We start from the raw sequence: 22118 nt of genomic DNA on the forward strand, positions 1-22118 counted from the left end.
CTGCCGGCGGCGGGCCTGCTGATCGGCCTCGGGCAGCCGGGCGTGGTGGGCGAGGGCGGCCTGGGCTGGACCGCGGTCGCCAAGGTGATGCGGGGCGCGGGCGGGGCGCTGCTCGACGGTTCGCTGGGGCTGCCGCTGCTGTTCTGCGTGGGCGTGGCGATCGGCATGGCGCGCAAGGCGGACGGCTCGACGGCGCTCGCGGCGGTGGCTGGCTTCCTCGTCTACTACGGGGTGCTGCACCAGTTCCCGCAGGACTGCCCGGCCGGTTCGCGGGCGCTGACCGGCATCGGCTGCCGGGCGGGGGACGGGACGGTGACGGCGTTCACCTTCCAGAACCCGGGGGTCTTCGGCGGGATCGTGCTGGGGCTGCTGGCCGCGTTCCTGTGGGCGCGCTTCCACCGTACGAAGCTGGTGGACTGGCTGGGTTTCTTCAACGGCCGCCGGCTGGTGCCGATCCTCATGGCCTTCGCGGCCATCCTGTTCGCGGCGCTGTGCCTGTGGGTGTGGCCGCCGGTCGGGGCCGGCCTGGAGGCGTTCAGCCGCCTGCTGCACGCGGCCGGGGCGTGGGGCGCCGGGCTGTTCGGCGTCACCAACCGGGCGTTGCTGGTGGTGGGCCTGCACCAGTTCCTGAACGTGCCCCTGTGGTTCCAGTTCGGCAGCTACACCGCGCCGGACGGGACGGTGGTGCACGGCGACATCAGCATGTTCCTGGCGGGCGACCCGCACGCGGGCCAGTTCACCTCGGGCTTCTTCCCGATCATGATGTTCGCGCTGCCGGCCGCCGCGCTGGCGATCACGCACTGCGCCAGGCCGCACCGCCGCAAGGAGGTCGGCGGGCTGATGCTGTCGGTGGCGCTGACCTCGTTCGTCACGGGCATCACCGAGCCGATCGAGTACTCGTTCATGTTCGTCGCGCCCGCCCTGTACGCGGTCCACGCGGTGCTCACCGGGGTCTCCATGGCGGTGACCTGGGCGCTCGGGGTGCACGACGGGTTCAGTTTCTCGGCGGGTCTGATCGACTACGTCATCAACTGGCACCTGGCGACCAGGCCCTGGCTGATCATCCCGATCGGCCTGGGTTTCGCGCTCGTCTACTACGCCGTCTTCCGGTTCGCGATCACGGCGTTCGACCTGAAGACCCCGGGCCGGGAGCCGGAGGCCGAGACCGAGGACGTGACCGAGGTCTGACGGCTTGGCTCCGGCACCGCGCGGGGCGGTTCGGTGGCGGAACTCACGGTTCCTTACGGCACCTTCATCATGCTACAAAAGGTCTACACCAGTGAGTGGTGTAGACCACCACCCGATGGAGGACGTATGAGCACCGCCACCGCAACGGCGGCCCCCGCGAAGAAGCGGGGAACGGGCCTGTTCCAGGGCCTGCAGAAGGTCGGCCGGAGTCTTCAGCTCCCGATCGCCGTACTGCCGGCCGCGGGCATCATGGTCCGCCTCGGCCAGGATGACATCTTCGGCAAGGACGGCCTTGGCTGGGACAAGGTCGCGACGGTGTTCAACGCGGCCGGCGGTGCCCTGACCGGATCCCTCCCCCTGCTGTTCTGCATAGGCGTGGCCATCGGCTTCGCCAAGAAGTCGGACGGCTCCACCGCCCTGGCCGCGGTCGTCGGCTTCCTCGTCTACAGCAAGGTCCTCCAGGCCTTCCCGCTGGTCGACCAGCACATCGACCACGGCAAGATCGTGGCCGCGACCTACAACGACCCCGGTGTCCTCGGCGGCATCATCATGGGTCTGCTGTCGGCCGTGATGTGGCAGCGCTTCCACCGCACCAAGCTGGTGGACTGGCTCGGCTTCTTCAACGGCCGCCGCCTGGTGCCGATCCTGATGGCCTTCGTCGGCACGCTCGTCGGCGTCTTCTTCCTGCTGGTCTGGGAGCCCATCGGCAAGGGCATCACGCACTTCGGCGAGTGGATGACGGGCCTCGGGGCCGGCGGCGCCGCCCTGTTCGGCCTGGTCAACCGCGGCCTGATCCCGATCGGCATGCACCAGTTCGTCAACACCGTGGCCTGGTTCCAGCTCGGCGACTTCAAGAAGGCCTCCGGCGAGGTCGTGCACGGCGACATCACCCGGTTCCTGGCCGGCGACCCGTCCGCCGGACTCTTCCAGACCGGCTTCTTCCCGATCATGATGTTCGGTCTGCCGGCCGCCGCCCTCGCCATCGCGCACTGCGCCCGCCCCGAGCGCCGCAAGGTCGTCCTCGGCATGATGGTCTCGCTCGCGCTGACGTCCTTCGTCACCGGTGTCACCGAGCCGATCGAGTTCTCGTTCATGTTCATCGCCCCGCTGCTGTACGTGGTGCACGCGGTGCTCACCGCCGCGTCCATGGCGGTGACCTGGGGCCTGGGCGTGCACGACGGCTTCAACTTCTCGGCCGGCTTCATCGACTACGCGCTCAACTGGCATCTGGCGACCAAGCCCTGGCTGATCATCCCGATCGGCCTGGTCTTCGCGGTGATCTACTACGTGGTCTTCCGCTTCGCCATCCTCAAGTTCGACCTCAAGACCCCGGGCCGCGAACCCGAGGAGGAGGTCGAGGACCTCACCAAGGCGTGAGGCCGCCCGCCCCGGCATGACGAAGGCCCCGGAACCCTCGACGGGTTCCGGGGCCTTCGCGCGCGTCGCCGCGTCAGATCTCGTAGACCGCGCCCGGCGCCGCCAGTTCGACCGGCCCCGCGTACGCCTCGCGCGCGTCGCGGAGGTTGGCCTCGGGGTCGGTCCACGGGGCGATGTGGGTCAGGACCACCCGGCGCACGGCGGCACGGGTGGCCGTCTCGCCCGCCTCGCGGCCGTTGAGATGGAGATCGGGGATGTTCTCCTTGCCGTACGTGAACGCGGCCTCGCACAGGAACAGGTCGGCGTCCCGCGCCAGTTCGTCCAGCACGGGGGTGACGCCGGTGTCCCCGGAGTAGACGAGGGTCCGGCCGCCGTGCTCCAGCCGGACCGCGTACGCCTCCACGGGGTGGCGGACCAGGTCGGTGTGCACCGTGAAGGGGCCGATCTCGAACGTGGACGGCTTGACGGTGCGGAAGTCGAACACCTCGCTCATCGAGGAGGCGGAGGGGGTGTCGGCGTAGGCCGTGGTCAGCCGGTGCTCGGTGCCCTCGGGGCCGTAGACCGGGACGGGCGCGCACCGGCCGCCGTCGTGCCGGTAGTAGCGCGCGACGAAGTACCCGAGCATGTCGATGCAGTGGTCGGGGTGCAGATGGCTGAGGAAGATCGCGTCGAGGTCGTAGAGACCGCAGTGGCGCTGCAACTCGCCCAGGGCGCCGTTGCCCATGTCGAGAAGCAGCCGGAAGCCGTCGGCCTCGACGAGGTAGCTCGAACAGGCCGATTCCGCGGACGGGAACGACCCCGAGCAGCCGACGACGGTGAGCTTCATGAAGCAGAAACCTCCGTTGGCGGGAGAACCGGTGGGCTGGCCGGGGCTCCCCGGACAAGGACAGGACGAGGAACCCCGGAAAAGGGCTGACGGGGGTCGTGCGGGTCTGTCGAGCCTACGGCGCGAGGGCGCGGGCCGCTCCTCTGCCAGGGGCCGTTGTGGGCGAACTCACCTGCGCTGTCACCGGTTCGGCTGGACCCGGGGGCGCATGGGAACGGCAGGAGGGCGCGCGCCGGGCGGCACGCGCCGGTAACGTCGTCGTATGGACACGTCCTGGTGGCTGGCGCTCGCCGCGGTGGTGCTGCTCGCCCTGGTGGCCTCGCTCATCGACGGCTGGGGGCGCGGACGCCGGCCCCGCGGACGCCGGCTGCGGCCGCCGGCCCGGCCGGGCGCGCGGGCGGCGGGGGCGCACGGCACCCGCCCGTCGCCGGGTGACATCTGGTGGGCGAACGTGCCCTTCGAGGACCGCGCGGAATCCCCTGGGGCCGCGCGCGGCGCGTCGGACGGGGTGGCGACGGGCGACGGGCGGGGCAAGGACCGGCCCTGTCTGGTGCTGGCCGTGCGCGGGAACCGGGCCACCGTCGCCAGGATCACCAGCAAGTTCCACGACGACCGGGCCGGGGTGATCCCGCTGCCGCCCGGCGCGGTCGGCGACGCCCGGGGCCGCCCCAGCTTCCTGCACACCGACGAGCTGCGCGAGGTGCCGGTGGGCGACTTCCGGCGCCGGGTGGGGGTGGTCGACCCGGTCCTGTGGGACCAGGTGCGCCACCTCGCACGCTAGATCGTCAGCTCTTCACGGTCACGGTGACCGTCCAGTCCTGGATGCCCTTGCAGGCCATCTGGCCGGGTGCGGTGGGCTGGGCGCACATGGGGCGGGAGGAGGCCAGCTTCCCGGTGCCGGGGGCGGCCGCTCGGTAGGCGGCCTCGGCGTCGCCCGGCCGGATGACGAAGCCCGAGTTGACGGCGGTGAGGGCGCCGCCGGTGACGGTGACCGGCTTCCAGGGCCGGTCCTTGGTGCCGGTGAGGCCGAGCCGCACCTCCCCGCCCTTGGCCACACAGACGGTGCGTCCGTTGTCGGCGGCGGTCAGCCGCACCTGGTTCCGGCACACGGGGGCCTGGTTCCCGGGGGCCGGGGAGACCTTCCGGCTCGCGGTGGAGCTGGTGTGGGTGCCACAGCCCGCCAGCAGCAGGGCGGTGGCCGCGAGGGCGAGAGGTGTCGTACGGCGCATGGGGGGACCGCCTTTCCGCGGGGCCGCCGGTCGGCCCGCCTGGTGCCGGTGAGACGTACGGCGGCCGGTGACGGATCCCGCCGGAGGGCAAAGGACCGGCCAACGAACGGATCCCGCACGCGGAGGGTGTCCGCGTGCGGGATCGCAGGGTGGTTCAGGCGGTGCGGGTGATCAGCTGGTCGTCAGGGCGGTGTCGTCCACGACGAAGCTGGTCTGGAGCGAGGAGTCCTCCACGCCGTTGAACTTCAGGGTGACCGTCTGGCCCGCCAGCGAGGACAGGTCGAAGGTCTTCTGCGCGTAGCCCGTGTTGGCGTTCAGGTTCGAGTACGTCGCCAGGGTGGTCGAACCGGCGGTGACCGTCAGCTTGTCGTAGGCGGTGCTGCCGGTCTCCGCGGTGTCGACGTGCAGGTAGAAGGTCAGGGTCGCCTTGCAGCCCGCGGGGATGGTCACCGACTGGGACACGGTGTCGGTGTGCGAGGTGCCGTACCCGTCCATCCAGGCCTTGTAGGAGCCGCTGTGCGCCGGCTCACCGGTGTCGGTGGTGATCACGCCGCTGCTCGCGGTCCAGCCGGTGTTGCCCGACTCGAAGCCCGGGTTGGCCAGCAGCTGCGACGAGGTGCAGCCGCCACCGCCGCCGGTGCCCACGGTCCAGGTGAAGGAGGTGGAGCCGGTCGCGCCGGTGGAGTCCTTGGCGGTGACGGTGACCTGGTAGGTGCCCGCGGTGGTCGCGGTGCCGGAGATCACGCCGGTGGAGCTGTTGATCGACAGGCCGGTCGGCAGGCCGGAGGCGCTGTAGGTCAGGGCCGCGCCCGCGCTGTCGGAGGCCTTGATCTGGAGGCTGACCGAGCTGCCGGTGGTGGTGGACTGGCTGCCCGGGTTGGTCACGGAGACCGTGTTGCCGCCGGTGCCGCCGCCCGAGGTGAAGGCCGCGGTGCCGTTCGGGGTGCCCCAGCCGGTCGGGCCGTCGTAGCCGGTGGTCGCCTTGCAGAAGTACGACGTGGTGCAGGAGCCGTTGGAGCCGCTGGTGACGTCGTTCAGGTTGCCGGTGTGGCTGTAGGGGTACTGCGCCGGGTAGTCGGCGGAGCCCGGGGTGCCCGCGAGGGCGTAGACGCCGGCGACGATCGGCGAGGAGGCGCTGGTGCCGCCGTAGACCGCCCAGCCGCTGCCGCCGTAGGTGTCGTAGACCGCGACACCGGTGGCCGGGTCGGCGACCGCGGAGACGTCGGCCTCCATGCGCTTGCCGCAGCCGGTGTCCGTCTGCCAGCTCGGCTTCGGGTCGTACGCCGAGCAGCCGGAGCCGGTGCCCTCGGTGGAGCTGGTGTTCCACACCGACTCGCTCCAGCCACGGGAGTTGGAGGAGGTGGTGAGGGCGGTGCCGCCGACGGCGGTCACGTACTGCGAGGTCGCCGGGTACTCGGCGCCGTAGCCGGAGTCACCCGCGGAGACGGTGATCGCGACGCCCGGGTGCTGGAAGTACTGGGAGTCCTCGGTCGTCTGGGAGGACGCCTCGGAGCCGCCCCAGCTGTTGGAGACGAACTTGGCGCCCAGCGCGACGGCCTCGTTCTCGGCGATGCCGAGATCGGTGTCGTTCGCGGAGTTGGCCTCGACGAGGATGATGTTGCAGTTCGGGCAGACCGCGCTGACCATGTCGATGTCGAGTGCCTCTTCACCGGCCCAGCCGCTGTCGTTGGTCGGCAGCGAGGTGGTGGAGCCGGTCTGGCTGACCTGCTTGAAGCAGCCGTTGGCCTTGGTGCAGGCGGACAGGCCGTACTGGGAGCGGTACGTGGCCAGGTCCGACTCGGCGTTGGGGTCGTTGTAGGCGTCGACCACCGCGACCGTCAGGCCCGAACCGCCCGTGGTGGGCAGGTTGTAGGCGCTGTGCAGGTTGGCCGGGGAGAGCCCGGAGGGCGCCGCGGCGGCGAGCGAGGAGGCCAGCTTCTGCTTGATGTCGGTGCGGCGCTGCGCGAAGCAGGACACCTGGCCGGGCGCGGCGTGGGCGGCGCACAGATGGGTGGTGGGGACCTTCTGGCCGGCCTTGCCGGTCGAGTGGAAGGTCTGCCGCTCGGGGGCGGTCAGCGCCTGGTTGTTCTGGGCGACCTTGGAGGTGTGCGGGTGGGCCGCGGCGGGCTGGGCACCGGCCGTCGGCGCGGCGGCGAATCCGGCGACGGTCAGGGACAGAGCGGGGAAGGCGACGGCCAGAAGTCTTCGCATGCTTCGGGTGCGCCCGCTCGGGCGTGACTCACGCATGGGGTACTGCCTCCATCGGGAAGTGGGGTTTCTCGCACTGGTTGGCAGGCCCGTGACGCGCGTAGCGGCGACCACGCAGTCATGAGCATGACATCGCAGACACTCGTCCTGTCGAGTGAACGTGACATGACAGGGTGCGGGAGGAACCTAGCCCCGCACGCGCTTCACCCGGCAGGGCCCGAAGGAATTCTTTGCTTCTCCATAGGAACGGCTTAGCCCCCTCGTGAGAGGGGGCTGGGCTGTGCTTGAGGCGGAAAGTGGCCCGGAATTCAGGGATCAGGCCGTGCCAGGGCCCGCGAGCCCGGCATGATCCAGACGAAAGGCCTCTTAAGTGATCGTTTCAGAATGAGGTTCGCAGACGGCGGAGGCAGATGGGGCCGCAGGCCGGCTCGGCGTCAGGGCTTACGAGCCTGCTGCCTCTTATCCCGGCGCTTCGCCGGGCTCACGATCCAGGTGTTCCGAACGTCCCCGCAGCACGCGCCGCATCTGCCCGTGGCGCGGCTGGTCGGTTCCGATCGCGCATCCGAAGGCTGATCAGCGCGGTGACGGCGAAGACGGCGGCCTCGTAGATCATGGCGTGTCGAAACGCGGCGCCCGGGTCGGCGGCGGGTGCGTAGTAGACGAGCCCCGCCGCAGCCACCCCGATCGATCCGCCCAATTGCTGAGCCGTGGGCAACAGCCCGGACACAGAACCGGCCGCGGAGCCGTCCACCCTCGCCAGCACCAGAGCGAACACCGAGGCGGTGAACGAGCCGAACGCGGCGCCGCCGAGAGCCAGGACCGGCAATGCCGCCCAGCGTCCGGCCGCTGTGCTCATGAGCGGCGCGAGAGCCAGGGCCGTCCCCGCCAGTACCAGCGCCGAGACCGTGAGCACTGCGGACCCGTGTCGGCGGGCCAGCGCGGGTGCGCCACGGCTGCCCAACACGGCCGCGGCCGCGAAGGGAGCCGACGTCAGCGCGGCCGTGAGGGCGGGATACCCGATGGCCGACTGCAGATGCAGGAACAGCAGATACGTGAAGGACGGCACCCCGGAGTTGAACACGAACACCAGCAGCACCCCCGCACGCGCCCTCCGGTCGCGGAACAGCGACGGATGCACCAGGGGATCCAGCCGGTGCGGGAGAGTCAGTGCGAAGCAGCCGAGAACGGCCACGGACACGGCCAGAGTGGCCCATGTCCACCAGGGCCAGCCGACTTCCCCTCCCAGCGCGAGCGGCAGCACCAGCGCGCCGAAGCCGACGGTGGTCAGCAACACGCCCACTCCGTCCACGCGCAGTCCGGCCGCGTCGCGCGTGCGAGGCAGTACGGTCGCGCCCGCGAGCGAGACGAGTGCCACCGGCACCGTGACCAGGAACACCGAGCGCCAGCCGAGACCGAAGAGGTCGGCGCCGACGAGAAGTCCGCCAATCAGCGGCCCGGCCAGCGACGCCATTCCCATCGTGGCACCGAACAGGCCGAGAGCCCGTGGGCGCCCGGCAGCGGGGACGGCGACCTGGATGATCGACAGAACCTGCGGGGCGACCAAGCCGCTGCCCGCGCCCTGGACCAGCCGGGCCGCGATGAGGAATGTGGCATCGGGAGCACACGCGGCAGCTACAGAACCGGCCATGAAGACGACGGTGCCCAGCACGAACAGCCGGTGGTAGCCGTACCGGTCACCGAGGCGCGCAGCCGTGATGAGCAAGCAGGCATAGGTAAGGGTGTACCCGGCCAGGATCAACTGCACGGCACCTGCGCCGGCACCCAGGTCGGTCCGGATCGCCGGGGCGGCGATCTGCGCGACGGTGACGTTGAGCAACTGCACGAATGTCGCGCTCAGCACGACCGGCAGCACGAGCCGCCCGCCGCCACCGGCTGCGAGCCGTCCCCCGCTCAGGGACGGGGAACCCTTCACGGGCCGATGCCGGCTCACGAGGCGAGGGCCGCGGCGAGTTCGCTCGGCCGGGCGGCGAACGGGCTGTGGCTGCCGGGCAGGGTATGCACGGTGAACGGGTTACCGGGGAAGGCCAGGTCGGCTTCCGCGATCATCAGGTCCTGCGCGGCCGGTGCCAGCGCCCGGTCCTCGGCGCAGCGCAGGAAAGTCCGAGGAATTCGTCCCCACCGTGCCGCGGTCAGGGTGACCGGAGCCGTCGGGATCGCCAGGGGCAGGTCAGGGCTCAGCGCGGACCGCCACCGGTCAAAGCGGTCCAGAGGGGTGTCGTGGTAGTGGGTTTCCCGCAGTTCTTCGAGGTAGGCGGGATCCGGCGAGAGCGGATTGATCCGCACGGCGCCCAGGGCCTCGGGGTCGCCGAGGTTCAGGTTCTGGCCCAGTGCGGTGGCGTTCTCGGGTGAGCCCAGGTAGTCGAAGAACCGCGGCCGCCCGCCCGGGACGAACGCGGACAGGTAGACGATCCGGTCCACCAGCTCGGGCGCCCGCTCCGCGGCCAGGGACGCGGGACCGCCGCCCGCGCTGTGCGCGACGAGCACGACAGTGCGGTGGTGACGCACCAGGCGCAGGACGCTCAGTACTGTCTCGGCGCAGTCGTCCATCGTCAGGGAGGCGAGCTGCGACTTCTCGGTCAGCAGGCCCGGCTGGCCGGGCAGCAGGTATCCGGTGGGCAGGGGTACGTCGAAGCCGTGCCCCGGCATGTCGACGGCCACGCTCGCAGCGCCCAGTCCGGCCAGCGCGCGCTGCGTCGCCGCCCACTGTGCGGAGCTGTGCCAGGCACCGTGCACGAAAACGAAGACCGTGCGGGTCAGAGATACGTTCTTCATGGCTCCATTCCAGACAGAAACCACAGCGCCATCCACGCATAGATCTGATAAGTGGCCCGGCAATACTTTTGAGGTATTGCCAGCAGGCGATGGGATCAACGGGATGGAGGGCGGGTCATGGAAGCGCGACACCTGCGGTACGCGGTTGCTCTCGCCGAGCACGAACACTTCGGCCGGGCGGCCGGTGAGCTGGGCATCGCGCAGCCGCCGCTGTCCAAGCAGATCGCCGACCTGGAGCGCGAGGTCGGGGTCCGGCTGTTCGACCGCACACGTCAGGGGGTGTTCCCGACCGCCGCCGGCGAGGCGTTCCTCGCGCGGGCGCGCCGGGCGCTCGACGAAATCGCGGCGGCCACGGTCGACGCGGGCCGGGCCGCGCGCGGCGAGACGGGACGTCTGCGCCTCGGCTTCGTCGCCTCGGCACTGCTCGACCCGCTGCCGGGCGTCCTGAGCCGGTTCGGTCGTGAACGGCCCGACGTGAGACTGGAACTGCACGAGATGGCGACCAGCCGCAGCAGCCCAGCTCTCGTCGCCGGGGAGCTGGACGTGGCCCTCACCCTCGGTCCACCACGGGGTGCCGGAGCCGAGCATCTCGTGTCCGTCCCAATCGGACGTGACCACGTGATCGCTGTGGTGAGTACGGTGCACCCGTACGCGGGTCAACAGTCGATAAGTGCCGACCAGTTGCGGCGACAGCCGCTGATCGTGTCGGCCGGCGAGGACGAGCCCGCGGTAGTCGCCGGACTACGAACCCTGCTGGGCACGGACTCCTCGGCTCTCGGTGGCGCGACCGTCGCGAGGGACGTGCACACGATCATCGGCCTCGCCGCCTCCGGCGTGGGCGTCGGCCTGGGGCCGTCCCGCATGAGGGCGGTCCCGCGTCCGGGAGTGCGGTTCTGTGAAGTGACCCCGCGCACACCCCTGCCCGATCTCATCCTGTCCTTCGCGGCCCGCGATCACTCCGCGGTGCTGCGCGCCTTCCTCGACACCATCCGGAAGAACTGCCCCGACGTCGGCGCCGCACTCAACGACCGGCTCCGGCCCCACACTTGATTCGGGCCGGTCATCCCTTCGCACGCGCGTGTCCGGCCTTCCGGCACGGGTCGGCCTCGGCGTGAGGCGCACGGCGTAAACGAGCGAGTCTCAGAACGTTGCGTCGGCCCGCATGCCCGGCACCGTCACCGCTCGCCGCAGTCACCGAAGAGGCTGAGCGCAGACCTGACGGGGCATCCAGGCGTCGGGGCTTGCGCCGGGGGCGTCCGCGCAGTCCCCGGATCGGCGTGACCGCGTCCAGCATTTACAGGAGTTGGGTGCTGTCGCGGTTGCCGCCGGTGAGCGTAAAGGCGAGCGGTGTTCCGTGGCGGTCGACGGCGTAGCTCGGCCAGCATGCGACACCGGTCCGCAGCACGCGGCCCTTTACTGATCATGTCGGAATGAAGTGCGAGCCGTCCACGGCGCAGTCGTCCAGGTCCAGCAGGCCGACGCGGCGCAGCTCGGTCAGCAGGGCGGCGCGCAGGCGTGGCCAGACGCCGGCCTCAGTCCAGTCGTCCCGCAACCGGCGCCAAGCCGTCACCCCAGAGCAGCCCACAGTTCCCGCGGGGACGTCACGCCAAGCGACACCGGTCCGCAGCACGTACAAGACGCCCGCGAGTGCAGTGCGGTCGGGAACACGCAACCGCCCCGGATGGCGTAGGCGCCGCTCGGGAGCGGGCGGCAACAACGGCGCCACCCGCTCCCACAAGTCATCAGGAACAAGATCAGCAGGCACCCCGGACACCCTGCCGATCACGGTCGCCAAGCGCAAGACCACAGCTCAACTCATTCTGAAACGATCAGTTAGGCCCAGAGCTGGCCGTGCAGCGTCTCGATGGCCGCTTCCGTGGTGGCCGCCGTGTAGACGCCGGTGGAGAGGTACTTCCAGCCGCCGTCCGCCACGATGAAGACGATGTCGGCGCTCTCGCCCGCCTTGACGGCCTTCCTGCCGACGCCGATCGCCGCGTGCAGCGCGGCGCCGGTGGAGACGCCGGCGAAGATGCCCTCCTGCTGGAGGAGCTCACGGGTGCGGGTGACCGCGTCGGCGGAGCCCACCGAGAAGCGGGTGGTGAGGACCGAAGCGTCGTACAGCTCGGGGACGAAGCCCTCGTCCAGGTTGCGCAGGCCGTAGACCAGGTCGTCGTAGCGCGGCTCGGCGGCCACGATCTTCACGTCCGGCTTGTGCTCGCGCAGGTAGCGGCCCACGCCCATCAGGGTGCCGGTGGTGCCGAGGCCCGCGACGAAGTGGGTGACGGAGGGCAGGTCCGCCAGGATCTCCGGGCCGGTGGTGGCGTAGTGGGCGCCCGCGTTGTCCGGGTTGCCGTACTGGTAGAGCATCACCCAGTCGGGGTGCTCGGCGGAGAGTTCCTTGGCCACCCGCACGGCGGTGTTGGAGCCGCCCGCGGCCGGCGAGGAGATGATCTCCGCGCCCCACATGCCGAGCAGGTCCCGGCGCTCCTGGGAGGTGTTCTCCGGCATCACGCACACCATGCGGTAGCCCTTGAGCTTGGCCGCCATGGCCAGCGAGATGCCGGTGTTGCCGGAGGTGGGCTCCAGGATGGTGCAGCCGGGGGTGAGCCGTCCGTCCTTCTCCGCCTGCTCGATCATGTGCAGCGCGGGGCGGTCCTTGACCGAGCCGGTGGGGTTGCGGTCCTCCAGCTTCGCCCAGATGCGGACCTCGGGGGACGGCGACAGCCGCGGCAGGCGCACCAGGGGGGTGTTGCCCACCGCGGCCAGCGGGGAGTCGTAACGCATCGCTCTCGGGGGCCGATCAGCGCATGCCGCCGGCGACGGCCGGCAGGATCGTGACGTTGTCGCCGTCGGACAGCTTGGTGTTGATGCCGTCCAGGAAGCGGACGTCCTCGTCGTTCAGGTAGACGTTGACGAACCGGCGCAGCTGGTCGCCGTCCACGATGCGGGCCTGGATGCCCGCGTGCCGGCTCTCCAGGTCGGCGAAGAGCTCGGCGAGGGTCTTCCCGTCGCCCTCCACCGCCTTCTGACCGTCGGTGTAGGTGCGGAGGATGGTCGGGATGCGGACCTCGATGGCCATGGTTGCGGGCTCCTGTCGGAAGTGTTCGTCGGGGCTGCGGGCTCGGTACGTCAGCAGAAGGCGCGCACCACAGTCAGAACCATGGGCTCATCGTATCGATTCCCGGTCGGCGCTCGGGAATGTGATCCCATCTGCCGGACGAATACCGGTCGCATCGTGAGATCAGTAGGCCGCTACGACCCTGACCTCCTCCTCGGCGACCTCGCCGTCCACGATGCGGAAGGAGCGGAACTGGAACTCGCCCAGGCCGTCGGTGTCGGCGGTGGAGACCAGGACGTAGTGGGCGCCGGGCTCGTTGGCGTAGGAGATGTCGGTGCGCGAGGGGTGGGCCTCGGTGGCGGTGTGCGAGTGGTAGATGACCACCGGCTCCTCGTCCCGGTCGTCCAGCTCGCGGTAGAGCTTGAGCAAATCGCCCGAGTCGAACTCGTAGAAGGTGGGCGACATGGCCGCGTTCAGCATGGGGATGAAGCGCTCGGGGCGGTCCGAGCCGGCCGGACCGGCGACGACGCCGCACGCCTCGTCGGGGTGGTCCTTGCGGGCGTGGGCGACGATCTGGTCGTACAGCGCCTGGGTGATGGTCAGCATGCCCGCCAGGATAAGCACGCGGGCCCCCTCGTACCGATGGGTGGTACGAGGGGGCCCGCATGCTGGACGTCCTGAGCGGCGGACCGCCGGGGGCGCCACGAGTGCTCCCGGCGGCCGGACGTCCCGGCAAGGGGTCCCGGCGGTGGCGTCAGCGCTTGGCGAAGGCCGAGGCCTCGGGGTTGCGGCGCTTGAGCACCGCGTAGGAGACGCCGAGGATCAGACCCCACAGCGGCGCGCAGTACAGCGAGACCCGGGCGTCTTTGTCGATGCCCATCAGCACGATCACCATGCCGATGAACAGCAGCGCGAAGACGCTGGCGTACGGGGCGCCGGGGGCCCGGAACTCCGAGCGGGGCAGGACGCCGCGGTCCGACAGCCGCCGGTAGCGGATGTGGCAGATCAGGATGACGATCCACGCCCACATGCCGGAGATGGTCGCGAAGGAGACCACGTAGTCGAACGCCTTGCCCGGCCACTGGTAGTTGATCCAGACGCCCACGAGCATCAGCGCGGCGGAGAACGTGGTGCCGACCAGCGGGGTACCGCTCGGTGTCAGCTTGGTGAAGAACTTCGGGCCCTGGCTGTTGAGCGCGAGGTCGCGCAGCATCCGGCCGGTGGAGTACATGCCGGAGTTGCAGGAGGAGAGCGCGGCCGTGAGGACCACGAAGTTGACGATGCCGGCGCCGACGGACAGGCCCATCTTCTGGAAGGCGGCGACGAAGGGGCTCACCCCGGCGTGGAACTCGGTCCACGGCACCACCGAGAGGATCATGATCAGCGCGCCGACGTAGAAGACGGCGATCCGCCACGGCACGGTGTTGATCGCCTTCGGCAGCACCGTGCGGGGGTTCTTGGACTCGCCCGCGGTCACGCCGACCAGCTCGACGGCGAGGAAGGCGAACATGACCATCTGGAGGGTCATCAGGGTGCCGCCGACGCCGTGCGGGAAGAAGCCGCCCTCGTTCCACAGGTGGCTCACCGAGGCGGTCTTGCCGGCGTCGGAGAAGCCGATCGTCAGGATGCCCGCGCAGATCAGGATCATGCCGATGATGGCGGTGACCTTGACCATGGAGAACCAGAACTCCAGCTCGCCGAAGAGCTTCACGGAGATCAGGTTGGCGGCGTAGAGCACGATGGTGAAGATCAGGGCCGAGGCCCACTGCGGTATGGAGAACCAGTACGTCATGTACGCGGCCGCGGCGGTGACCTCGGTGATGCCCGTGACCACCCAGAACAGCCAGTACGTCCAACCGGTGACGAAGCCCGCGAACGGGCCGATGAACTCGCGCGCGTACTCCGAGAAGGAGCCGGAGACCGGGCGGTACATCAGCAGCTCGCCGAGCGCCCGCATGATCAGGAAGATGACGAGGCCCGCGATGGCGTAGGCCAGGATCAGACTCGGTCCGGCCTTGGAGATGCCCTTGCCCGCGCCGAGGAACAGACCGGTGCCGATGGCACCGCCGATGGCGATCATCTGGATCTGCCGGGCCCCGAGCCCGCGCTGATACCCCTCGCCCTCGCCGCCTTCCGCCCGCACGGCCTCCTGGCCGTCGGGATGCTGGTCGACCTGCGCTGAGGTCATTTTCGGTGCGCCTTTCTCCATTCCGACCCGGGCCTTTCGTCGGCCTCGGACCGGATCTCGATCCCCCCGGATTGATGGAGTTGTTGCCTGGCCGACGGTCGTCGGCTCGGTGGCGCACCCGGCCGAACATGGGTGGTGTTCGCCGGGCGGTCGTGAAGATTTATCACGACCGCAACACTGATCACCCTGATCGATTGTGGCGCATGACACAGGTAAAAGCAGACAAAGAGCGACCGAACGTGGCAAACCCGGCCGCAACGGTGACGGGATCGTTATCCGGATTTGAGCGTCCGCTGAGCGAACCGCCGATCGGGCGAGATCAGGGCATAAGGGTCGAGACCAGGGTCTCCTGGAGGCCGCCCAGCCACAGATAGGCCATCACCATCGGCTTGCGCGGGTCCTCGTCCGGCAGCCGGTACAGCAGTTCGGTGTCGTCCTCGTCGGTGATCTCCAGCCGGGCGCCGATCGCCAGGCGCAGATCGTTGAGGGAGTTGAGCCAGCGCCGGGACTCCTCCGGAGTCAGCTTCAGCACCGCGCCGCCCTCGTCCACCGGGGCCAGCGCGTCTAGGCTGCGGATCACCGCGAGCGCGTTCTCCCGCTTGCCGGCCCGCAGGTCGTTCTCGGTGTAGCGGCGGAACTCGGCGGAGTGCGCCCGGCGCTCCTCGGCCTGCGCGGGCGAGTCCGGGGCCTTCTCGGGGTCGCTGTAGGCGTCCGGGAAGAGCCGGCGCAGCACCGGGTCGGCCGGCGGCTCGCTCGGCCCCTCGGCGAACAGCTCCGCGAGCGGGTCGGCGGGGGCGTCCCCGCCGGGGCCCGGGCCGATCAGCTCCAGGAGCTGGACGGCCAGCGAGCGGATGATCGAGATCTCGACGTCGTCGAGCGCGACGGCCGCGCCGCCGCCGGGGAGCGGTTCGAAATGTCCGGGCATGTAGGTCGGTTCGCTACTTCCGGTCCTGCTGCAGGGTGGCCCACAGTCCGTAGCCGTGCATGGCCTGCACGTCGCGTTCCATCTCCTCGCGCGATCCGCTGGAGACGACCGCCCGGCCCTTGTGGTGGACATCGAGCATGAGCTTGGTGGCCTTGTCCTTGGAGTAGCCGAAGTACGTCTGGAAGACGTACGTCACATAGCTCATGAGGTTCACCGGGTCGTTGTGCACGATGGTGACCCAGGGGACGTCGGGCTCGGGTACGGCGAAGACCTCCTCCGCCGACTCGGTGCGTTCGATCTCTACGGGCGCGGGTGACGTCACAGTGACCATGCTGCCACGGGCCCCGGAAATCGTCACACTGACGAGATGGGGTTACGCTACTCGACATGAACACAGCGGACCTTGGGCTGCCGGTGGATGTTCCGTCGACGGCGCTCTTCACGGACCAGTACGAGCTGACGATGCTGCAGGCCGCCCTGAAAGCGGGGACGGCCGAACGGCGGAGCGTGTTCGAGGTCTTCACCCGGCGGCTGCCCGACGGGCGGCGCTACGGCGTCGTCGCGGGCACCGGACGTGTCCTGGACGCGGTGGAGAACTTCCGCTTCGACGAGGGCGTCCTGCGCTTCCTGCGCGAGCAGCGGATCGTCGACGAGGAGACCCTGCGCTGGCTCGCCGGCTACCGGTTCACCGGGGACATCTGGGGCTACCCCGAGGGCGAGGTGTACTTCCCCGGCTCCCCGATCATGCGCGTGGAGGGCAGCTTCGCCGAGTGCGTGCTCCTGGAGACGGTGATCCTCTCCATCCTCAACCACGACTCCGCCATCGCGGCCGCCGCCTCCCGGATGGCCTCCGCGGCCGGTGACCGCCCGCTGATCGAGATGGGCGCCCGCCGCACCCACGAGCTGGCGGCCGTCGCCGCCGCGCGCGCCGCCTACGTGGGCGGCTTCGCCACCACCTCCGACCTCGCGGCCGGCTTCCGGTACGGCATCCCGACCGTGGGCACCTCCGCGCACGCCTTCACCCTGCTGCACGACCGCGAGCGGGACGCCTTCCAGGCCCAGGTGGACGCCCTCGGCCCGGGCACCACGCTGCTGGTGGACACGTACGACGTCGCCGAGGCGGTCCGCACCGCGGTGGAGGTGGCCGGTCCCGAGCTGGGCGCGGTCCGCATCGACTCCGGGGACCTGCTGCTGGTCGCCCACCGGGTCCGCCAGCAGCTGGACGAGCTGGGCGCGACCGCCGCCAAGATCGTGGTCACCTCCGACCTGGACGAGTACGCCATCGCCTCGCTGGCCGCCGCGCCGGTGGACGCGTACGGCGTCGGCACCCAGCTGGTCACCGGCTCCGGGCACCCGACCGCCTCCATGGTCTACAAGCTGGTCGCCCGCGCGGAGACCACCGACCCGGGGGCACCGCTGGTGCCGGTGGCCAAGAAGTCCAGCGGCGGCAAGACCTCCGTCGGGGGACGCAAGTGGGCGGCCCGCCGGCTGGACGCGGACGGGGTGGCCGAGGCCGAGGTCGTGGGCACCGGTCCGGTGCCGGCCGAGCTGGCCGACCGGCAGCTGCTGGTACGGCTGGTCGAGGGCGGCACGGTCGTGGCCCGCGAGCCGCTGGACGTGCCCCGGGACCGGCACATCGCCGCCCGCGCCAACCTCCCGCTGTCCGCGACGCAGCTGTCGCGTGGGGAACCGGTGCTGCCGACGGAGTACGTCCACGGGCGCTCGGGCAGCTAGGGCCGTCCCTTCCTCTCCCCTACGGGCCCGTAACTCTCTAGGCTCGGATACTTCAGCACCGTTCGAAGGACACCACCATGCGCCGCGCCTTGATCGTCGTCGATGTGCAGAACGACTTCTGCGAAGGGGGCAGCCTCGCGGTGGCCGGCGGTGCCGACGTGGCCGCCGCCGTCACCGAGCTGATCGGCCAGGCGGCGGGCACCGGGTACCGCCATGTGGTGGCCACCCGCGACCACCACATCGCGCCCGGCGGTCACTTCGCCGACGACCCCGACTACGTCCGCTCCTGGCCGGCGCACTGCGTCGCGGGCACCGAGGGGGTGGGCTTCCACCCGAACTTCGCCCCCGCGGTCGCCTCCGGCGCGATCGACGCGGTCTTCGACAAGGGCGCCTACTCGGCCGCCTACAGCGGCTTCGAGGGCAGCGACGAGAACGGCACCGCCCTCGCCGACTGGCTGCGCGCCCGGGATGTCGAGGAGGTCGACGTGGTGGGCATCGCCACCGACCACTGCGTCCGCGCCACCGCCCTGGACGCGGCGCGGGAGGGCTTCCGCACCACCGTCCTGCTCGATCTGACCGCCGGGGTCTCCGCCGAGACCACGGAGCGCGCCCTGGAGGAGCTGCGGGCGGCGGGCGTGGAGCTCACCGGCAAGCCGGTGCTGGGCGGCTGAGCCCGGCCGGCGCCGCGGCCCCGCCGCCCGGCGCTACCGCGCCACCACCGTCCCGCGCAGCAGCGCCCGGATCGGATGCCACAGCTCGGTCATGACACCGTTGTCCCCCGGGGCGGGGGTGGTGCGCCATATCAGGCCGTCCGGATGGTGGAGCACCGCCGTGATCTCGTCCGGTGTCGGCGGAGCCGTGTTGCCGCGGAGGTAGACCGCGCGCAGGCCCAGGTTGCGGAGCCGGGTCAGGGCCCGGGCCCGGTTGCGGGCGTGCACCAGGACACGCACCCCGGCGGCGTCGTACGGCAGGTTCAGCGCGACGACGACGGTGCCGTTCGGCAGTTTGTCAAAGCCTCCAGCGGCCATGCGGTCACATCCCCGTTTCGTTCGGTGTCAATAAGCGAGTCACAGAACGCACCTAAACACGATCGGCGGCGACCCGCCAAGGGGTTGCCGCCGATACGCGCCTGACCTGCGAAGATGCGAACTACTTCACTGCGGGGCCGACCTTCACGGAGATCGTCGAGCCGTCCTTGGCCTCGTGGACGATCGAGATCTTGGTGTTGGTGTCAGTTACCTTCACCGCGCCGCTCGGGTTCGCCGGGTCGTAGTACGTGCTCGCGTGGTCGTTGAAGACCGAGACGCCCTTGGACGGCTTGACCGTCGTCGCGACGTCCGCCTTGTGCAGCGTGATGCCGTCCGTGTCGTAGAGGCTGAAGGGCGAGTCGTACGCCTGCATCCGGTTGCGCAGCAGCGTGCCGTCGGCCCACCGCAGCGCCGTCGGGTGCGAGTCGATCGGCAGGATCAGACCGCTGCCCGGGTGGTCCTTGGCGTTGGTGTTGTTGTCGACCTGGGAGGTGTCCCACTTCCAGATCAACAGGCCGTTCTGGTACGGGTAGTGCTCCACCCAGTCGGGCCGCGCCGCGGAACCGAAGTTGTACGGGCCGGTCTTGAGCGTGGTGTCGTACGACACGTACTGCCGGTTCTCGGCGATGTAGTACTGCGGGTAGTCCTTGGTGAAGGACGCCCCGATGCGGGAGAAGCCGCTCGCGGTCCAGGCGGGGTCCGCCGTCTCGGCGTCGTCCGAGAAGAGCGGGGTGCCGTCGGCGGTCACGGTGATCTCGTCGGCGGTGAAGCCGTTCTCCGCGACGCCGCCGTCGGTGACGTAGCGGAAGCGGAGCTGGATCTTCTGCCCGGCGTAGGCGCTCAGGTCGAAGGACAGCTTCTGGTTCTTCTCCGAGAAGCCGGTCAGCGCGGGCGTGCCGCTGGCGTCCCGCCCGATGGCCTTGCCGTCCGCGGTGCCGTCCACGGCGGTCCACTTGGCGCCGCCGTCGGTGGACACCTCGGTGTAGAGGTAGTCGTAGTCGGTCTCGATGGCCCACCAGCCGTCGAGCGACAGCGTGGCCGAGGACTTGCCGGTGAGGTCGACGTCCCGGGTCAGCGTGTTCTTCAGGTCGTTGCCGCTGCCGCTCCACCACTGGGAGGCGCCCTGGGCCGGCTCGTTGATGGTGGTGGTGACCGCCTTGTCGGGCAGGCTGACCACCAGGCCCTGCTTGTTCTTGGTGTTGTACTCGGCGAGGCCCAGCTTGTGCGAGGACTTGGTGCCGGCCTTGGCGGTGTCGTAGTTCAGCCAGCCCAGCTGGAGCTTGTCCCAGGCGTTCATGTCGCCGGGCAGGTCGCCGATGGACTCCTTGCCGGTGCCCAGCCAGGAACCGGAGGACATCAGGGTCCAGAAGCCGGTGGAGTTGTCACCGCCGTGGGTGTCGTACTCGTCCGGCAGGCCGAGGTCGTGGCCGTACTCGTGGGCGAAGACGCCGAGGCCGCCGTTCTCCGGCTGGATGGTGTAGTCGCCGACCCAGATGCCGGTGTCGCCGACCGGCGCGCCGCCCAGCTTGTTGTCCGTGGGGCCGGTGGCGCCCGCGTCGGTGCCGAAGGCGTACCAGCGGTGGGCCCAGATCGCGTCGGTGCCCTGGACGCCGCCGCCCGCGGACTCGTCCTCGCCGGCGTGCACCAGCTGGAAGTGGTCGATGTAGCCGTCGGGCTCGTTGAAGTCGCCGTCGCCGTCGTAGTCGTAGCGGTCCCACTGGTCGTACTGGGCCAGGTCCGCCTTGATGTCGGCGTCGGACTTGCCGGCCGCCTTCTGCTGGGCGACCCAGGCGTTCAGACCGTCCTTGACGACGTTCCACACGCTGGTGCAGTTGGTGGAGCCGCAGGCGTTGTTGCCGTAACGGGCCTCGTTGTAGGGAACCTTGACCCAGTCGGAGACCTCGCCGTCCACCGAGTAGCGGCCCGAGGACTGCGTCTCGTAGTACTTCTTCAGCGACTCGGTGTTCTTGCCGGTGCCGAAGTACAGGTCCTGGAAGTGCTTCTGATTGTAGTCCTGCTGCCAGGCCGTCGAGTTGTCGAGCTTGCGGTCCGGAGCGGCGATCGTGTTGTGCAGCGGGCCGGGGGTGCCGCCGTACTTGGGGTCGGTCTTGTCGCCGAACTCCACCAGGATGGTGAAGATCTTGTCGGTCTTCTCGCGGCTCAGCTCGACGTACTTGCTCTTGCCCTTGCCGCTCTTGAGCTTGACGACCTTGGAGCCGTCGCGGTCCTGCGCGGACGCCTTGCCCTCGATGACCTGGTTGAGGGCCTCGGCGCGCTGCGCCTTCCGGGTCTTGCTCAGCGGGCCGTCGAGGTCGTGCGCCTGCTGCTGCACCGGTGCCGGGTCGTGCCGGTGTACGGCGCCGGCCCCGGTCTGGGTGCTCGCCTCCGCGACGGCGAAGGTGGCGAACGTGGCGGAGGCCGCCGCGAGCGTCACACCGATCGCGGCCGCTCTGAACGTCCAGGATCTGCTGGTCACTTGAGTTCCTCCCCCGCGCCCCGCGCGCGGACAGGGGGTTCCCGTGATCGGAAGTCCGTGCGCGCATGACAAGCGCGTGTTCAAGTGACGACATTTGACTAGAGGTTTAGAAGAAAAGACAGATCTTGACTCGGTAAGGTCTGGTGCACTATGCGGAGTTGACGTCGACTTTAGGCGGGGCGTGCTTCCTGTGCGCCCCCCGTGCACCGGCACCGTGGGTCAGGTCACGCTTACCAGGAGGTCGGCTCGGGCATGCAGGCGGGGAGAGAAGAGAGTCGAACGGCACCCCGATCACCGAAGACTTCCGAGGACACGATTGCCATGCCTCGTCCGACCGTCGCCCAGCTCGCCTACGGTGCGTGCACCGTGGTCTTCTCCACCCTCGCCATGCTGCTGCTGTCCCAGACGAGTTCGGGCGCCGGGATCGCCGTCATCGCCCTCGCCGCGCTCGCGCTCGGGCTGCTGGTCGCGATGACGGTGCCGGCACCGGGGGCACGGGGCACGGAAGAGGCCGCCGGGGCGGCTCCGGAGGAGCGGCGCGTCCCGACGGCCCTGTGACGCCGGCCGGTGCGGTGGTGTCAGTCGGTGCTGACCACCACCGTCTTGGCCGCCTTGTCGTGCAGGCCCTGCTTGTAGGGCCGGTCGAAGAAGCTCCAGCCGCCGCAGATCACGGTCCAGACGCAGGCGCAGCAGAAGGCGAACGGCAGCCACAGTACGAGGGCCCGCAGCAGTGAGGTCTGAGTGCTGGGGGTGGCGCCGTCGGACAGGTTGGCCACCCGCATGCGCAGCCACTTCTTGCCGAGGGTCTGGCCGGTCTTGTGGGTCAGGAAGGTGTCGTAGGCGATGTAGAGGACCGCGGCGACGAGGGACTGGCCGAACGAGCGGGCGGCGTCGACGCGGTCGCCGTTCACCTGGTACTCGCGCACGTTGAACGCCCAGGTGAGCAGGTAGACGACGATCCCGACCAGGATCATGTCGATGATGCGGGCGAGCGTCCGCTTGGCGCTGTCGGCGAGCGGGGGCATGCCCGCGAGGGGGTCGGCGGGGTGGCCGCCGGGACGGGAGGGCCCGGCTCCGTGGGGGCCGCC

The 22118-nt window shown here is 70.1% G+C and carries 21 protein-coding genes and 1 pseudogene; 7 read left to right on the plus strand and 15 right to left on the minus strand.

Annotated features, from left to right (window positions below; translation table 11 throughout):
• On the plus strand, positions 1-1188 hold a 1188-nt coding region (locus FRZ03_RS21065), incomplete at its 5' end, for a PTS transporter subunit EIIC (protein ID WP_146466770.1).
• Between the two features lie 126 nt (positions 1189-1314).
• Positions 1315-2565 carry a PTS transporter subunit EIIC gene (locus FRZ03_RS21070; protein WP_146466710.1) on the plus strand — a complete coding sequence of 417 codons (1251 nt, stop codon included), beginning with the start codon at positions 1315-1317 and terminating at the stop codon, positions 2563-2565.
• A 73-nt stretch (positions 2566-2638) separates the two neighbouring features.
• Here FRZ03_RS21070 and FRZ03_RS21075 read toward each other — a convergent pair whose 3' ends face one another.
• Entirely contained in the window at positions 2639-3391 is a 753-nt protein-coding gene (locus FRZ03_RS21075) for an MBL fold metallo-hydrolase (protein ID WP_146466711.1), read from the minus strand.
• A gap of 262 nt (positions 3392-3653) precedes the next feature.
• Here FRZ03_RS21075 and FRZ03_RS21080 point away from each other — a divergent pair, with 262 nt between their 5' ends.
• The gene (locus tag FRZ03_RS21080) at positions 3654-4172 is read left to right on the plus strand and encodes a type II toxin-antitoxin system PemK/MazF family toxin (RefSeq protein ID WP_146466712.1); all 519 of its coding nucleotides are present in this window, start codon (positions 3654-3656) and stop codon (positions 4170-4172) included.
• 4 nt (positions 4173-4176) lie between these two features.
• On the opposite strand, the gene FRZ03_RS21085 is transcribed toward FRZ03_RS21080, so the two are convergent.
• From FRZ03_RS21085 to FRZ03_RS21100, 4 genes are all read right to left on the minus strand, one after another.
• Positions 4177-4620 carry a hypothetical protein gene (locus FRZ03_RS21085; protein WP_146466713.1) on the minus strand — a complete coding sequence of 148 codons (444 nt, stop codon included), beginning with the start codon at positions 4618-4620 and terminating at the stop codon, positions 4177-4179.
• Positions 4621-4791: 171 nt separating this feature from the next.
• Positions 4792-6867, minus strand: coding sequence for a putative Ig domain-containing protein (locus tag FRZ03_RS21090; protein WP_146466714.1), 2076 nt, complete (start codon positions 6865-6867; stop codon positions 4792-4794).
• A gap of 442 nt (positions 6868-7309) precedes the next feature.
• The gene (locus tag FRZ03_RS21095; RefSeq protein WP_146466715.1) at positions 7310-8761 is read right to left on the minus strand and encodes an MFS transporter; all 1452 of its coding nucleotides are present in this window, start codon (positions 8759-8761) and stop codon (positions 7310-7312) included.
• Positions 8762-8775: 14 nt separating this feature from the next.
• On the minus strand, positions 8776-9621 hold the full coding sequence (locus FRZ03_RS21100; protein WP_146466716.1) for an alpha/beta fold hydrolase: 846 nt from the start codon (positions 9619-9621) through the stop codon (positions 8776-8778).
• A 117-nt stretch (positions 9622-9738) separates the two neighbouring features.
• Here FRZ03_RS21100 and FRZ03_RS21105 point away from each other — a divergent pair, with 117 nt between their 5' ends.
• Positions 9739-10671, plus strand: a complete 933-nt coding sequence (locus FRZ03_RS21105) for a LysR family transcriptional regulator (protein WP_146466717.1) — start codon at positions 9739-9741, stop codon at positions 10669-10671.
• A gap of 163 nt (positions 10672-10834) precedes the next feature.
• Here FRZ03_RS21105 and FRZ03_RS21110 read toward each other — a convergent pair.
• The 7 genes and pseudogenes from FRZ03_RS21110 to clpS form a co-directional block, all read right to left on the minus strand.
• Positions 10835-11386, minus strand: a pseudogene (locus FRZ03_RS21110) (transposase); the annotation flags it as partial.
• Positions 11387-11454: 68 nt separating this feature from the next.
• Positions 11455-12405, minus strand: a complete 951-nt coding sequence (locus FRZ03_RS21115) for a PLP-dependent cysteine synthase family protein (RefSeq protein ID WP_146466718.1) — start codon at positions 12403-12405, stop codon at positions 11455-11457.
• A gap of 16 nt (positions 12406-12421) precedes the next feature.
• Entirely contained in the window at positions 12422-12700 is a 279-nt protein-coding gene (locus FRZ03_RS21120) for a MoaD/ThiS family protein (protein ID WP_146466719.1), read from the minus strand.
• A 162-nt stretch (positions 12701-12862) separates the two neighbouring features.
• Entirely contained in the window at positions 12863-13285 is a 423-nt protein-coding gene (locus tag FRZ03_RS21125) for a M67 family metallopeptidase (protein ID WP_146466720.1), read from the minus strand.
• 148 nt (positions 13286-13433) lie between these two features.
• Positions 13434-14867 carry an amino acid permease gene (locus tag FRZ03_RS21130; protein ID WP_146466721.1) on the minus strand — a complete coding sequence of 478 codons (1434 nt, stop codon included), beginning with the start codon at positions 14865-14867 and terminating at the stop codon, positions 13434-13436.
• A gap of 319 nt (positions 14868-15186) precedes the next feature.
• Complete coding sequence (locus FRZ03_RS21135; protein ID WP_146466722.1) at positions 15187-15792, minus strand: DUF2017 domain-containing protein; 606 nt, start codon at positions 15790-15792, stop codon at positions 15187-15189.
• Positions 15793-15805: 13 nt separating this feature from the next.
• Positions 15806-16123, minus strand: a complete 318-nt coding sequence (gene clpS / locus FRZ03_RS21140; RefSeq protein WP_146466723.1) for an ATP-dependent Clp protease adapter ClpS — start codon at positions 16121-16123, stop codon at positions 15806-15808.
• Between the two features lie 56 nt (positions 16124-16179).
• Between clpS and FRZ03_RS21145 the strand changes: the two genes are divergently transcribed.
• Together FRZ03_RS21145 and FRZ03_RS21150 are read left to right on the plus strand one after the other, a co-directional pair.
• Positions 16180-17526 carry a nicotinate phosphoribosyltransferase gene (locus FRZ03_RS21145; protein WP_146466724.1) on the plus strand — a complete coding sequence of 449 codons (1347 nt, stop codon included), beginning with the start codon at positions 16180-16182 and terminating at the stop codon, positions 17524-17526.
• Between the two features lie 77 nt (positions 17527-17603).
• Positions 17604-18197, plus strand: a complete 594-nt coding sequence (locus FRZ03_RS21150) for an isochorismatase family protein (protein ID WP_070022725.1) — start codon at positions 17604-17606, stop codon at positions 18195-18197.
• Between the two features lie 33 nt (positions 18198-18230).
• Here FRZ03_RS21150 and FRZ03_RS21155 read toward each other — a convergent pair whose 3' ends face one another.
• A complete protein-coding gene (locus FRZ03_RS21155) occupies positions 18231-18554 on the minus strand; it encodes a hypothetical protein (RefSeq protein WP_146466725.1) in 324 nt (107 codons plus the stop codon).
• 121 nt (positions 18555-18675) lie between these two features.
• The gene (locus FRZ03_RS21160; RefSeq protein WP_146466726.1) at positions 18676-21030 is read right to left on the minus strand and encodes an immune inhibitor A domain-containing protein; all 2355 of its coding nucleotides are present in this window, start codon (positions 21028-21030) and stop codon (positions 18676-18678) included.
• A 321-nt stretch (positions 21031-21351) separates the two neighbouring features.
• On the opposite strand from FRZ03_RS21160, the gene FRZ03_RS21165 reads away from it, so the two are divergent.
• A complete protein-coding gene (locus FRZ03_RS21165) occupies positions 21352-21588 on the plus strand; it encodes a hypothetical protein (protein WP_146466727.1) in 237 nt (78 codons plus the stop codon).
• 20 nt (positions 21589-21608) lie between these two features.
• Here FRZ03_RS21165 and FRZ03_RS21170 read toward each other — a convergent pair.
• Positions 21609-22118: RDD family protein (locus tag FRZ03_RS21170; protein WP_261399282.1), on the minus strand; the 510-nt coding region annotated here is incomplete at its 5' end.

Origin of the sequence: Streptomyces misionensis (assembly GCF_007896895.1) — a bacterium.
GTDB lineage: Bacteria > Actinomycetota > Actinomycetes > Streptomycetales > Streptomycetaceae > Streptomyces > Streptomyces misionensis_A.